The sequence below is a fragment of the Halomonas sp. SCS19 genome (assembly GCF_040147015.1).
In the GTDB taxonomy this organism is placed as follows: Bacteria; Pseudomonadota; Gammaproteobacteria; order Pseudomonadales; family Halomonadaceae; genus Halomonas; species Halomonas litopenaei.
Map to the genome: position 1 here is coordinate 3,036,179 of NZ_JAMSHN010000001.1, position 13,570 is coordinate 3,049,748.

A 13,570-nucleotide genomic window follows, 5' to 3' on the forward strand; every position below is an offset into this window, starting at 1 on the left:
GAAGCAGGAGCGTCTGCCGAGCTTCCCGCATGCCCTGATCGAGGCTTTTTATTTTAGATCCAACTTTATTAGCAGAAATTTAAATTTTTATCGAGACAATGCCGAGCCAGGCGAGTGGAAGTCAGTGATCGTCACTCTGGGCGGCCGTTGAGCTGGTTGTCTTCTCTGCTGCCTGGGCGGGGGCTGGCAACGTCCTGGCTGAGGTCTTCGAGGCGGCCTCTGCGGCACTGCGCTTTCTGGCTTCCTTGTTGCGATACATCATGGCGTCGGCGGCGCGCAGCAGTTCTTCCTCGCGCAGGTAGTCTCGATCCCCGGTCTCGGCGACGCCCAGGCTGATCGAGAAGTTCGGGTACTTGCTCTGGAAGGCCAGTTCAATCTTGCTGCCGATGGTCTTGGCGCTCTTGGCATCACAGTCTGGCAGGATACAGCAGAATTCATCCCCCCCGAGGCGGCAGCAGATGTCGCTGCTGCGGACCGTTTCACGCATGATCTGGCCGAAGGTGACGAGGATTTCATCACCCTTGTGGTGGCCGTGGGTATCGTTGATCTGCTTGAAGTCATCGATATCGCAGTAGATCAGGCTGACCAGCGAGTGACGTCGCTCGGCCATGCGGATCTCCCTGTTCAGGGCCTCGCTCATGCCTCGCTTGTTGAACAGCCCGGTAAGGGCGTCCTTTTCTGCGTAGGCGGCCAGCTCCTTGGTCTTCTCTTCCAGGTTGCGAGCGTAGAGCTCCATCCGGCGCTTGGCGCTGTGGACCTCGTTGAGCAGGGTATCGATATAGGTATCGAAGACCAGGGTGATATCGAAGTACATCAATTTGTCGAGGTTGTTCTTCGCCGACTTGGTCGCCTGCACGTCCTCGAGGTTCTCGTCGATGACGCGAAACAGGATTTCCTTGAGCGTGCGCATGGCGGCCAGAAACAGCTTGGGTTCGACGCCGATACGCTTGTGCACCAGACCGATGCGCAGCCGACTGTTGACGTATTCCGCGTCGTAGTAGCCGGTGAAGATGTCGAGGACGTACTGGCGCTGGGCCGAGCGCAGTCGCTGCAGGGTCTCGGAGTCGCCGATCAGCAGGCTGATCTCGTCGATCTCGGTCTGCCGCTCGTAGAACTCTTCGACGATGATCTCGATATGCTCGTTGATGAGGGGTTTGAGCGCTGCCAGATCGGCCAGGTCGGCTTCGTCGAGGCTCAGGAATTCCTTGCGACGCTGGATCTCGACCTCGCTGATGTGCATCTGTTCCAGCAGGGACTTGTCGATTGGCCTCATGGCAACTCTCACTGGATGGGTGCGACCACTGCGGAACGACATCGAGCCGTGCGGCCGCACCATGTCTTGAAGGCTACCTTCAAGATATATCGTGGATTGGAGACTCCTGCATCGCATTTTCGCGGTTTTACACGCAATTGACACACACCTATTCCACGCGGTGCGCGATCAAGTACACCATCCTAGGTATGCTGTGGATCTAGTGCTGGAGAGGGGGAAAGTTGGCGCCTGGCCCTAAGTCTATTGAATGACCGAACGCAACAGCTCACCAACGTTGCCACTCTGGGACGGCAATGCCAGCAGGGCAGGATCGGGCGACGTCGCCGTCAGGCTGGCCACCTGAAACTTGTCGCCAAAACGCAGAAGTCCGAGCCCCTGTTGCTCGAGCCTTGCCGCCACCGGGTCCGGTTGCCCCGACAGAATGCTCTGATAGCGGTCGACGACCCGTAAAAGCTCGATGACCTCCGGTCGCTGGCTGAGTACCAGTTCATCCTCTCGGCGATCGCCCTCCTGGGTAATCCAGTCAAGACGATAGACCTCGCCCTCGATGCCGGCGACGCTTTCCCGCGTGCCGACAGGCTCCAGCGACAGCACCTGCTGGGCCTGGTAACTGCCGAGGTCGGACAGGTCCTGGCCACCGAGTTGCCCGGCGATGGATTGAACATCGCGGATGCCCAGCACCACCGTCTGACCACCGAAGTTGGTGACAACGTGGCCCTTGCCGTCTCTCAACAGCAGATAGCCCTTGGCCGCGTGGCGGGGAAAGTCCAGGCGCAGTTGATCACCGATCCAGCGTGCGGTGACGGCGCTCTCGGGGTCGCCACTGCCATCGACCAGGGTGGCCTGGCCATCGGCCAGGGCGCTTGCAGACACACATAGCAGACAAGCCGCTAGCAGACGGCGCATCGATGATTCCTCATGGCATGAAGATCAAGGGGAAGGGTGGGGCAATGGCTCGCGCCAACAAGACGCGGCGCCCTGGCAGCATTGCCTTCCGGGGCGCCGTCCAGCACGGGCCAATCAGGAGAGTGACAGATGGCCATCGTCGATGATGCGGCGAATGGCCTGCAGCTCGTCGCAGGTGAAGTGTTCCAGTCGTCCCGACAGCAGATCACTGATCTTCTGCATGGGGAGACCCGCGCGGCGTGCGATCTCGCGGCTTCCGAGATCAGATACGGCGATAAGCCGCGTAACAATGCGCATCAGTCGTGTGCGCTGTTCCAGGTCCCTGACATCGAGGTCAGGGCATCGTCGAGGAGGCGGTTCGGAAGCGTCTGCTCGAGACAAGGAATCTGCGGTGCTCATGGTACTCCAATGGGCGTTTTCGACCCCTACAGCATGCAACCTTTTTTGCCCTCTTGCCAGTCCAATTTGGTGTCCGTTCTGGGCGTGGCGCAGCGACGAAAACTCCTCATTCCGCAGACGCCGCGGGAGACTGCGGCTGACGGCGATGGCGCCATCTGCAGGCCCTACAAACTTAGACCAAAGAGGTATAAACGAAGGCTGCGGACGGCAAACATCCTCATGATAAGTTGCACGCGCGATTGATAAATTCAACGGTGCGTCCTGTCCCCGGTCAACAATCACTGTTCTGCGGGAACGCACCACTGCGGCGAGAGGTTTATCTTATGGACAATAACAGCAATGGCGGAGCCCAGCTGAGCCGAGTGCTGGCCCGCAAGGACGTCCTGGCGCTGGCCTTCGGTGCCATGGTCGGCTGGGGCTGGATCGTATTGACGGGGGGCTTCATCACCTCGGCAGGAAGCCTTGGCGCCATACTGGCATTCGTGCTGGGCGGCATGGTGATCGTGCTGGTGGGGCTGACCTACTCTGAGCTCGCTTCGGCGATGCCCCAGGTCGGTGGTGAGCACGTCTACAGCTACCGTGCCCTGGGCCATTTTGCCTCCTTCCTGTGTACCTGGGCGATCGTGCTGGGTTATCTCAGCGTGGTGGCCTTCGAGGCGGTAGCGCTGCCCACCGTGGTCGAGCATCTGTTCCCCGGCTACGCCGTCGGTCACCTGTGGACCCTGGCGGGCTGGGACGTCAAGGCCACCTGGGTTGCCGTCGGTGTGGCCGGCTCGGTGGTCATGATGGCCATCAACTATGTTGGCGTGCGCACCGCGGCGCTGGTCCAGAAGGTGGTGACGCTGCTGATTCTGGCCGTCGGTGTGATGTTCATCACCGGCGCCCTGTTCGAGGGTAGCAGCGCTTCGCTGACGCCGTTGTTCAACACCGAAGAGGGTGTGCTGGGCGGGATCACCATGGTGCTGATCATGGTTCCTTTCCTGTTTGTCGGCTTCGACGTCATCCCGCAGGCGGCGGAAGAGATCGACCTGCCGTTTCGCGAGATCGGTCGGGTTTTGATGCTGTCGGTGGTCCTGGCGGTGTTCTGGTACGCCTTCATCGTGCTGGGAACGGCCTTGATGCTGCCCAAGGCGGAGCTCGAGAACAGCTCCCTGGCGGTACCTGACGCCATGGGGGCGGTGTTCAATACCCCCTGGGCGGCCAACCTGATGGTACTGGCGGGTATCGCCGGCATCCTGACCAGCTGGAACGCCTTCTACGTCGGTGGCTCTCGCGCCATCTATGCACTGGCCCACTGCGGCATGCTGCCGGCCTTTCTGGCCAAGCTGCATCCTCGTCACAGGACGCCGGTCAACGCCATCCTGGTGATGGGAGCCTTGTCGAGCCTGGCGCCTCTACTGGGACGCCAGGCCATGGTGTGGCTGGTGGTGGCCGGTGGTCTCGGCATCGTCATCGCCTACCTGTTCGTATCCATTTCGTTTCTGGTGCTTCGGCGCAAGGAGCCGGAACTCGAAAGGCCGTTCAAGGTCAGCCATCCTCGCCTGGTCGGTTGGCTGGCGGTGGTGCTGTCGCTGGGACTGATCGGGCTCTACCTGCCCGGCAGCCCCTCGGCGCTGTCACCCATCGAGTGGGGGCTGTTCGCCGGCTGGATGGGTGCCGGGCTTTGCCTGTACCTATGGTCCCGCCGCCGCTATGGCACGGCCTACAGCCAGCGACAGATGCGTCGTGAGCTGGAAGGCACCTGACGCCTTGACCGCAACGCCGGTCGGCGGCTTTGCCGGCCGGCGGACGCTTCAAGAACTCTGGACCTTGTCCCGAAAATCAGTACCCGGCGGCAGCCGGGTTTTTGTTGACCAAAGTTAATAATGTAGATATTTTCACAAAACGTCAAAACAATACGGAGCCCTGCCATGTCCATCCTTGCCTCTGCCCAGCTTCAGGATCGTGATGATCAGACCACCGCCCCTGGCGCACGCGATCCACGCGGGTTCACCCTGGTCCCGTCGACCTCTTCCGAGCGTCTGCAGGAGCTGCGTGTCGAGCGGTCGGTCGTCGCTGCCTTTCTCGACGCCTGTGCCGAATGGCCGATTCAGGCGCTGGAGTACAAGTCGATGCTGCGTTTTCGTGTCGCGGGAATACTCGATGAGCTGTGCGAGGGGACGCTCAAGCCGCGGCTGGCCAATATCCTGCTGGACCGTCGCCAGGGAGCGCTGCAGGTCGTGCCGGAAGGGCTGGACCGGGTCGAGCAGGCCGAGGACATGGTCAAGTTTGCCACCGCCGTTGCCCACCTGATCGGACGATCCAACTTCGATGCCATGAGTGGTCAGTACTATGCCCGCTTCGTGGTCGAGAATGTCGACACCTCCGACAGCTATCTGCGGGCGCCGCATCGGGTGATGGAGCTTCACAACGACGGCACCTTCGTCGAGCAGGTCACCGACTACGTGCTGATGATGAAGATTGACGAGCAGCACATGGAAGGCGGCAACTCGCGGCTGCTGCATCTGGACGACTGGCACGAGCTGGAGCGGTTCTGCCGTCACCCGCTGGCGTTCAGTGAGATGCGCTGGTCGGCTCCGCCCAGCAAGAATGTGGTGCGCGACGTCTTTCACCCGGTATTCGACGTCGACCGTGATGGCCGCCCGGTGATGGCCTACATCGATCAGTTTGTCCAGCCACGTGATCTGGAGGAGGGCAACTGGCTCTGCGAGCTGTCCGACTCGCTGGAGTCGAGCGACGGCGTCATCTCCCTGCCCAACCCGGTCGGCAGCTTCCTGCTGATCAACAACCACTTCTGGCTGCACGGTCGCGACAAGTTCAAGGCTCACCCGCAGCTCAGACGCGAGCTGATGCGCCAGCGCGGTGTCTTCACCTGTGGCAGCACCCTGCGAGCGCGCCAGGGCTGAGGTGTCCTCCGGGGAAGAGGGGTGCAGCGGGGCACGGCCCGACGCGGTACTCTAGGGTGATGGGCCCCGCGATACCCGGCTGCCCACGATGTATCCGGCCCCGTCCCGGCGGTGGGGCAAGACCAAGGACAACGAGACCCCCATGTACGACTTCATCATCATCGGCGGTGGCATTCTGGGCATGTCCACCGCCATGCAGCTCAAGGACGCCTATCCTGAAAAGCGCATGCTGTTGCTGGAAAAGGAGGACGGTCCGGCTCGCCATCAGACCGGTCACAACAGTGGCGTGATACACGCCGGGGTCTACTACACACCGGGCAGCCTCAAGGCGCGCTTCTGTCTGGAAGGCAACCGTGCCACCAAGGCGTTCTGCGAGACCCACGGCATCGCCTACGACAGCTGCGGCAAGCTGCTGGTCGCCACCAACGAGGTGGAGTTGGGGCGGATGAAGGCCCTGTGGGAACGCACCGAAGCCAATGGGCTCGAGCGTGAATGGCTCGACGCCGGTGCCCTTGCAGAGCGTGAGCCCAACATCACCGGCGTCGGCGGCATCTTCGTGCCGTCCAGCGGTATTGTCGACTATGCCGAGGTCACTCGCGCCATGGCCGCCGAGTTCGAGCGACGCGGTGGCGAGATCCGCTACTCACGGGAGGTCACCGGGCTCGACGAACGTCGCCAGGAAGTGGTGGTGACCACCACCACCGAGACCTTCAGCAGTCGCTACCTGGTAAGTTGCTCGGGGCTGATGGCCGACCGGGTGGTGCGCATGCTGGGGCAGACCCCGAGCTTCACCATCTGTCCCTTCCGCGGGGAGTACTTTCAGTTGCCCGAGCACCGCAACGCCATCGTCAATCATCTGATCTACCCGATTCCGGACCCCAGCATGCCGTTTCTCGGCGTCCACCTTACCCGCATGATCGATGGCAGCGTGACGGTGGGGCCCAACGCCGTGCTGGCACTGGCCCGCGAGGGCTATCGCAAGCGTGATGTCTCGGCAGCGGATCTGGTCGGCATGGTCAGCCATCCGGGTATTCTCAAAGTGCTGTGGCGTCATCTGGGCCCTGGCATGCGTGAGATGAAGAACTCGCTGTCACGGCGTGGCTATCTGGAAGAGGTGCGCAAGTACTGCCCGAGTCTCACCCTCGATGACCTGAAGCCCTACCCGGCCGGGGTGCGTGCCCAGGCGGTGACACGAGACGGCAAGCTGGTCGACGACTTCCTGTTCGTCAACACGCCGCGCACCATCAACGTAGGCAATGCGCCATCGCCGGCGGCGACCTCAGCGTTGCCGATCGGTGCCCATATCGTCGCCAAGGTACGCGAGCAGGTCGACAGTCAACGCTGAGGCGTGAAAAGCCGGCGCGACGCCAGCTCCCTGAGAAGCGCGCCCTTCGGGGGTTCGACGGGCAGGATGGCGGGCCAGTGTCTCTAAGACCTTGTGAGAATTGCAGACAAAGATAAAAAACGTCGAAATGTCTGCAGTGGCAAGCGAGGCCGGCTCTTGCTAGCTTGCCTAGGCGATTGCTGTATCGACACTTCAATTCCGCACAATAAATTCTAAGCGGTTCCCACGAGGAACGGAGGAAGACCATGCGAGCACTGACCCTTGCCCTGACGGCATCCCTGCTGGTTGCCAGCCACAGCGCCGTGGCCCAGAGCCAGCTGTCGATCGCCACCGGTGGAACCGGCGGCACCTACTACCCCTACGGTGGAGGCCTGGCCGAGCTGATCAAGAAGCACGTCGACGGCTACGACGCCGTGGCCGAAGTGACCGGCGCCTCGGTGGAGAACATGGGGCTGGTCTGGCGTGGTGACTCCGATCTGGCGCTGGCGCTGGCCGACACCGTCCACCAGGGCGCTACCGGTACCGGTGACTTCGAGGGGCGCAAGCTCGAGAACATTCGTGCCATCGCCTCTATCTATCCCAACGCGGTGCAGATCGTGACCATGGCCGACTCCGACATCGACTCGCTGGATGACCTGGAAGGCAAGGTCGTGTCCGTGGGTGCGCCGGGCAGCGGCACCGAGCTCAACGCCCGCGCCATCCTCGAAGCCAACGGCATCAGCTACGACGACTTCGACCCGCGCCGCTTGAACTTCAACGAGACCGCCGACGCCCTGCGTGATGGCGATATCGATGCCGGTTTCTGGAGCGTGGGGCCGCCCACCAGCTCGATTCTGAATCTGGCCACCACCAGCGATGTTCGGCTGATCGGCCTCAGCGACGAGGAAGTCGCCAAGGCGCGCGAGGACGAACCGGTGTTTGCCCCGTATGAGCTCAAGGCCGGTCTCTACGAAGGCATGGAAGAAGCGGTGCAGACCCTTGGCGTACCCAACGTGCTGATCGCCAGCAGCGAGATGGACGAGGAACTGGCCTACCAGATCACCAAGACCCTGTTCGAGCAGACCGACGAGCTGATCGCCATCCATCCGGCGGCCAATGACACCACCGTCGAGTTCTCGGTGAACTCCACACCCATCGCCTTCCACCCGGGCGCACTGCGCTACTACGAGGAAGTCGGTGCCGAGGTGCAGGACAAGCAGCGTCCCTGATGGCGGGGCGTCGATTCATGGCAGGGCGGGCCTCCGGGCTCGCCCTGCCTGCGCTTGGGCTGGTCACGCTGATGACCGTGGCGTGCGCTGGCCAGGCAAGTGATGCCGACTGCGATGCTCTCTTTACCTTGAGCGTGCGCGACGCCGAGGGCGCCGCGCTGGTGGAACTGCCGATGCCCGATGGCGCTGGCTGGTGCCTGGCCTGGAACCACTCGGTAGAAGGCTTCGAGGTGCTCGACTGCTATCGCAACCTCGGCGGTGCCATGGTGCTTGAACGTAGCCACCTGCCGGACTTTGCCGCGGGCCTCGACCACGTGCCCGGGCGCGGACGCCAGGTCAGCGACGGTCAGGGCGGCTACTGGATCGAGGACATCGACGAGCCCGTCCCCGGCAATCGCTATCGGCTGCGGGTCGGCGCCAAGCGTGTCGATCATCGCCTGGTCAGCCGTGGTGAGCCGACCCTGGAGACGTTGATCAAGGCGCGGGCCGACTGTCCGGACGGGGACTCCCTGGCCGTGCCGGCGGCCTCCACGCCCATCAGCCTGAGCGATCTGGCGGCGGGGCGTTTGGTCAGCGTTGGACTCGAGCGGCGCGACTAGCCTGTCGTTGGCCCAGGCTATCGAATGACGCCACCAACCGCGTGGGCACTTCGGTCCCTCGAGGGCCGGCGACCTGCGACTGCATTCCGAATTATGCCGACCGGCCAAGCGCCGGCAAGGCCTGACGAGAATCACGACAATGAGCGAAACGGCAGCTTCACCGGTGGTGCCTGGCAGCCAGGCCAACCACCCCAAGACCATCCTATGGCTGATCACCCTGGTGGCGGTCGGCCTGTCGCTGTTCCAGCTCTACTCGGCGGGGATTCAGCCGCTGGGGCTGTTCTATCAGCGCAGCATCCACCTTGCGCTGGTGATGATGCTGGCGTTCCTGATGTTTCCGGTGTTCGGTCCCAAGCGTGACAGGGGCGTGCTGGGTGGGGCGATCGACCTTGTGTTCTTCATCGGAGCGATGATCACCGGCGGCTACATGGCGCTGTTTCTGGACGAGATCATCAATCGCGCCGGTTTCTGGAGCCAGACCGACATCACCGTCGGCATCATCGCCACCATCACGGTGCTGGAGGCCAGCCGTCGCGCGGTGGGGCTGGGCATGACCATCATCGGCCTGATCGCCATCCTCTACGCCTTTGCCGGGCCCCGTGGCGAGCTACCCTGGCTCGGCCAGTTCCTGCCCGGCATCCTCGAGCATCGCGGCTACAATCTCGATCGCCTGGTGGGCCAGCTTTACCTGGGGCAGGAAGGCATCTTCGGCCTGCCCATGGGGGTGGCCGCGACCTATATCTTCATCTTTGTGTTGTTCGGTGCCTTTCTCGAGATCACCGGGGCGGGCAAGTTCTTTATCGATCTGGCCTACGCCGCCACCGGACGCCAGCGTGGCGGGCCCGCCAAGGCCGCGGTCATCGCTTCTGCCGGCATGGGCTCGATCTCCGGCAGCGCCATCGCCAACGTGGTCACCACCGGCGCCTTTACCATCCCGCTGATGAAGCGCCTGGGCTACAAGCCCCACCAGGCCGGTGGCATCGAGGCGGCGGCGTCGACCGGTGGCCAGATCATGCCTCCGCTGATGGGGGCCGGTGCCTTTCTGATCGCCGAATACACCCGGCTGCCGTATCTCGAGGTGGTCAAGGTCAGCATCCTGCCGGCCTTCATGTACTTCGCCACCGTCTATCTGTTCGTGCATATCATCGCCCTCAAGGAGGGCATGCAGGGCATGGCCAAGGACGAGCTGCCGCAGATGAGCGACGTGCTCAAGCACGGCTGGCACTTCCTGCTGCCGCTGGCGGTGCTGGTGTGGCTGTTGATGATGAACATGTCGCCGATGCGAGTGGGCTACTACGCCATCGTCTGCATGCTGCTGGTGGCGGTGCTGCGTTTTGCGGTGTGGTTCTTGTTCGTGGCGCCAGGCGAGGGGCAGCCGGTGACCGCCGAGCGTCTGGGGCTGGCCTGTCGCAACGGTCTGCTCAAGCTGATTGAAGGCCTCGAACTCGGTGCGCGCAACGCCGTGGCGGTGACCATGGCCTGTGCGGTGGCAGGGATCATCGTCGGGGTAGTGGGGCTGACCGGTCTCGGCCTCAAGTTCTCGGCCATGATGCTGGCTTTCTCGGGCGGTAACCTGCTGCTGGCGCTGATCATGGTGCTGCTGGCGAGTCTCGTGCTGGGCATGGGGCTGCCGGTGACGGCCAGCTATATCGTGCTGATCGTGCTGGTGGGACCGGCGCTGGCCAATGAGTTCGGGGTGCCGTTGCTGATCGCCCACCTGGTGGTGTTCTGGTATTCCCAGGACTCCAACGTGACGCCGCCGATCGCGCTGGCCGGCTTCGCCGGGGCCGCCATCGCCGGGGCCAAGCCCATGGAGACCAGCTTCCAGTCGTGGAAGTTTGCCAAGGGCCTCTACCTGGTGCCGCTGTTCATGGTCTACAACCCCGAGATCATCGTCGGCGGGCCGGTCTGGCTGCTGATCTGGAAGGGCTTCACCGGACTTCTGGCGCTGGGCGCCTTCGCCGCCACCCTGGAAGGCTATCTGTTCACCCGCATGGCGATCTGGCAGCGCCTGCTGCTGCTGCCGGCGATCGTCGGGGTGTTCCTGCCGTCGCTGGTGTTCGACGTCGCCGGTGCCGCCGTCATGCTGGCGATCATCAGCCTCAACTTCTGGCAGGCTCGCCGCTCGCCGGCAACAGCTTAGCGGCGCCAGGGCAGCCGCCAGCAGCGACAACGCCGTGCCCTTGGGCACGGCGTTGTCGTATCGGGAGGAGCCGATCTGTCGAGGGCGCTCGCTTACTGCGGCTGGCTGGACGACGTCTCGGTATTGGCACCGGTGTCGGCATTTTCGCCGCTCGCCGCGGCGGCGCCCTGGCTGGGCTCCTGCATGCCGGCGGCCTGTTCGGCCACGGCGTCGGCCTCTTCCACGGCCTGCTTCTCGGCGGCGGTGGGTTCATCACCGCTGGACAGCAGCGCCTCCTGGGCCTTCTGCATGCTGTCGCTCTGGGCGTTGCCGTCGGCACCCACCGGGCGCAGCACCACCGACACCGGCGGCTGGTCGGCGTCGGCACCGACTTCCACCGGAGTGGCTTCGGTACTGGTCCATACCAGCTGACCTTCGTCGTTGCGGATCTCGCCACGCAGGCTGTGGGTGTGGCGCGGGTTCACCGCGTCGCTTGCGTAGCTCAGCGAGAAGTCGGTCGGTGCCTGGCGCTCAATGGTCACCGTGGTTTCGGCGATGGTCCTGGCCGGGGCGTCGGCGAGGGCAACGTCGTTGAGCAACACCGTGACCTCGGCGTTGTCGGGCAGGCTCTGGCCGGCCTCGGCGAAGCTCAGGGTACCGTCAAGCGTCATTTTCTGCGCCTGCTCGGTGGTGCTCTGCTGGCTGGCGTTCGAGCCCTCCTGCGCGGTGCTGGCGGTGCTCTGTCCCTCATCGCAACCGGCCAGCGCCAGGCCGGAGGTCAGGGCGGCAATAAGCAGCAGGGTCGGTTTCATGGCTCTCTCCTTGGGTGAGCGGGTCGTCCTGTCAGGCGGCGTGGAGTGTCGGCGATGGCCGCGACAGCAGCGTTACCCTAGCAGGCCAATGCGCAGTCAGGGTGAAAGGCGCTGTCGCTGGCTGGCGACGTCTCCGCATAGGGAGAGGTACTGCTCCCCCGGCTCTGCTAGACTATGCCGCTTCCCGATTGTTCCCTTGTCGTGGCGATTTCTTTGCCGCGGCGCCGTCGTTTCTTCGAGGAGTTGCCGATGTCATCCACTTCCCCAGCGCCCCGGGTCGGCGTGATCATGGGTTCCAAGTCCGACTGGCCGGTCATGGAACACGCCGTGACCATGCTCGAGCGCCTCGGCGTGAGCTACGAGACCCAGGTGGTCTCCGCCCACCGCACCCCGGATCTGCTGTTCGACTACGCCAAGGGCGCCGCCGAGCGTGGTATTCAGGTGATCATCGCCGGGGCCGGCGGTGCAGCGCACCTGCCCGGCATGGTCGCCTCCCAGACCGCGCTGCCGGTGCTCGGCGTGCCGGTGGAGTCCAAGGCGCTCAAGGGACTGGATTCACTGCTGTCGATCGCCCAGATGCCGGGCGGCGTCGCCGTCGGCACCCTGGCCATCGGCAAGGCCGGCGCTACCAATGCTGGCCTCCTGGCAGCCCAGATCGTGGGGCTCGGGGACAGCCAGGTTCGCGAGGCCGTCGAGGCCTTCCGCGCCGAGCAGACCCAGACCGTGCTCGACAATCCCGATCCTCGTCCGCCCGAGTCTCGCCAGGGCTGAACGGCGTCGTGTACCCGCAGGAAAACAGGAGCAAGTCATGAAGATTGGCGTTCTCGGGGCCGGACAGCTCGGCCGTATGCTGGCGCTGGCCGGCTATCCGCTGGCCAACCGGTTCCGCTTTCTCGATACCACCGGCCACCCCAGCGCCGGGATCGGCGAGGTGATGATCGACACCGACCAGAAGCACGTCCAGAGCTTCCTCGAAGACGTCGACCTGGTCACCTACGAGTTTGAGCACCTGCCGGTGACGCTGGTCCAGGCGATCGAAGCCGAGAAACCGGTCTACCCCGGCAGTGAGGCGATCCGGGTGTGTCAGAATCGTGCCGAGGAGAAGGCGCTGTTCGATCGACTGGGTATTCCGACGCCGGCCTATCGCCTGGTGGACAGCGCCGAGTCGCTGGAAGCCGCCGCTCGTGAGCTGGGCACGCCGGTGGTGGCCAAGTCGATCACCGAGGGCTATGACGGCAAGGGGCAGGCGGTGCTCAAGGACCCGGCGGAAGCGGCTGATGCCTGGAAGCGCATCAATCACCCGCGGTTGATCGTCGAGTCCTTTGTCGACTTCGTGCGCGAGGTGTCGATCATCGCCGTGCGCGGACGCGACGGAGAGGTGGTGTTCTATCCCATGGCGGAAAACGTCCATGTCGATGGCATCCTGCGTTACTCGCTGGCGCCGATGCCGGATCTCGACGACAGCGTCCAGCACACCGCCGATGAATACATCCGGGCGCTGCTGGACGAGCTGGACTATGTCGGTGTGCTGACCCTGGAGCTGTTCCAGTGCGCCGACGGCAGCCTGCTGGCCAACGAGATGGCACCGCGAGTGCACAACTCCGGCCACTGGACCATGGATGGCGCGGTGACCAGCCAGTTCGAGAATCATCTGCGTGCCATCCAGGGCCTGCCGCTCGGGGACACCAGTGCCCGGGCGCCGACCTGCATGGTCAACGTGATCGGACGCGAGCCCGAGCCGAGCCAGGTGCTGGCCATGCGCGACGCCCACCTGCATCGCTACGACAAGAGCGAGCGCGCCGGTCGCAAGCTTGGTCACATCAACCTGGTCGCCGACGATCACGCGAGCCTGCTCAAGCGGGTGCGCGAATGCGCCGCCCTGGTGCCGGACGCCCCCGAGGTGCGCTTTAGCTTCGAAGACTGAGCCAGGCGCTGTTTCGCTCCCTCCACGACGGGCCCCAACACGGGGCCCGTCGTCGTTTCGGGGTGGCGATGACGCC

12 protein-coding genes are annotated in these 13,570 nt (G+C 63.8%); 8 read left to right on the forward strand and 4 right to left on the reverse strand.

Annotated features, from left to right (window positions below; translation table 11 throughout):
* Window positions 1-121: 121 nt before the first annotated feature.
* From NFH97_RS13240 to NFH97_RS13250, 3 genes are all read right to left on the reverse strand, one after another.
* Window positions 122-1,273 (reverse strand): diguanylate cyclase, encoded by a 1,152-nt coding sequence (locus tag NFH97_RS13240; RefSeq protein WP_181248598.1) that lies wholly within the window; start codon window positions 1,271-1,273, stop codon window positions 122-124.
* A 240-nt stretch (window positions 1,274-1,513) separates the two neighbouring features.
* A complete protein-coding gene (locus tag NFH97_RS13245) occupies window positions 1,514-2,179 on the reverse strand; it encodes a hypothetical protein (protein ID WP_045992818.1) in 666 nt (221 codons plus the stop codon).
* A gap of 114 nt (window positions 2,180-2,293) precedes the next feature.
* Entirely contained in the window at window positions 2,294-2,578 is a 285-nt protein-coding gene (locus NFH97_RS13250; protein WP_071211119.1) for an XRE family transcriptional regulator, read from the reverse strand.
* A 323-nt stretch (window positions 2,579-2,901) separates the two neighbouring features.
* Here NFH97_RS13250 and NFH97_RS13255 point away from each other — a divergent pair, with 323 nt between their 5' ends.
* From NFH97_RS13255 to NFH97_RS13280, 6 genes are all read left to right on the forward strand, one after another.
* On the forward strand, window positions 2,902-4,323 hold the full coding sequence (locus tag NFH97_RS13255; protein ID WP_349624931.1) for an APC family permease: 1,422 nt from the start codon (window positions 2,902-2,904) through the stop codon (window positions 4,321-4,323).
* 165 nt (window positions 4,324-4,488) lie between these two features.
* A complete protein-coding gene (gene glaH, locus NFH97_RS13260; protein ID WP_108448221.1) occupies window positions 4,489-5,484 on the forward strand; it encodes a glutarate dioxygenase GlaH in 996 nt (331 codons plus the stop codon).
* Between the two features lie 142 nt (window positions 5,485-5,626).
* Complete coding sequence (gene lhgD / locus NFH97_RS13265) at window positions 5,627-6,829, forward strand: L-2-hydroxyglutarate dehydrogenase (RefSeq protein WP_108132390.1); 1,203 nt, start codon at window positions 5,627-5,629, stop codon at window positions 6,827-6,829.
* Between the two features lie 245 nt (window positions 6,830-7,074).
* Complete coding sequence (locus NFH97_RS13270; RefSeq protein ID WP_045992814.1) at window positions 7,075-8,037, forward strand: TAXI family TRAP transporter solute-binding subunit; 963 nt, start codon at window positions 7,075-7,077, stop codon at window positions 8,035-8,037.
* Window positions 8,037-8,636, forward strand: a complete 600-nt coding sequence (locus tag NFH97_RS13275) for a DUF1850 domain-containing protein (RefSeq protein ID WP_349624932.1) — start codon at window positions 8,037-8,039, stop codon at window positions 8,634-8,636. The genes NFH97_RS13270 and NFH97_RS13275 overlap by 1 nt, the downstream gene beginning before the upstream one ends.
* A 139-nt stretch (window positions 8,637-8,775) precedes the next feature.
* The gene (locus tag NFH97_RS13280; RefSeq protein WP_349624933.1) at window positions 8,776-10,779 is read left to right on the forward strand and encodes a TRAP transporter permease; all 2,004 of its coding nucleotides are present in this window, start codon (window positions 8,776-8,778) and stop codon (window positions 10,777-10,779) included.
* A gap of 92 nt (window positions 10,780-10,871) precedes the next feature.
* Here the strand turns inward: NFH97_RS13280 and NFH97_RS13285 are convergent, their stop codons facing one another.
* Window positions 10,872-11,570, reverse strand: a complete 699-nt coding sequence (locus NFH97_RS13285; protein ID WP_052704348.1) for a YbaY family lipoprotein — start codon at window positions 11,568-11,570, stop codon at window positions 10,872-10,874.
* A gap of 249 nt (window positions 11,571-11,819) precedes the next feature.
* Here NFH97_RS13285 and purE point away from each other — a divergent pair, with 249 nt between their 5' ends.
* Entirely contained in the window at window positions 11,820-12,341 is a 522-nt protein-coding gene (gene purE, locus NFH97_RS13290) for a 5-(carboxyamino)imidazole ribonucleotide mutase (protein ID WP_045992811.1), read from the forward strand.
* A 37-nt stretch (window positions 12,342-12,378) separates the two neighbouring features.
* Entirely contained in the window at window positions 12,379-13,494 is a 1,116-nt protein-coding gene (locus tag NFH97_RS13295; protein ID WP_349624934.1) for a 5-(carboxyamino)imidazole ribonucleotide synthase, read from the forward strand.
* The last annotated feature ends 76 nt before the right edge of the window (window positions 13,495-13,570 follow it).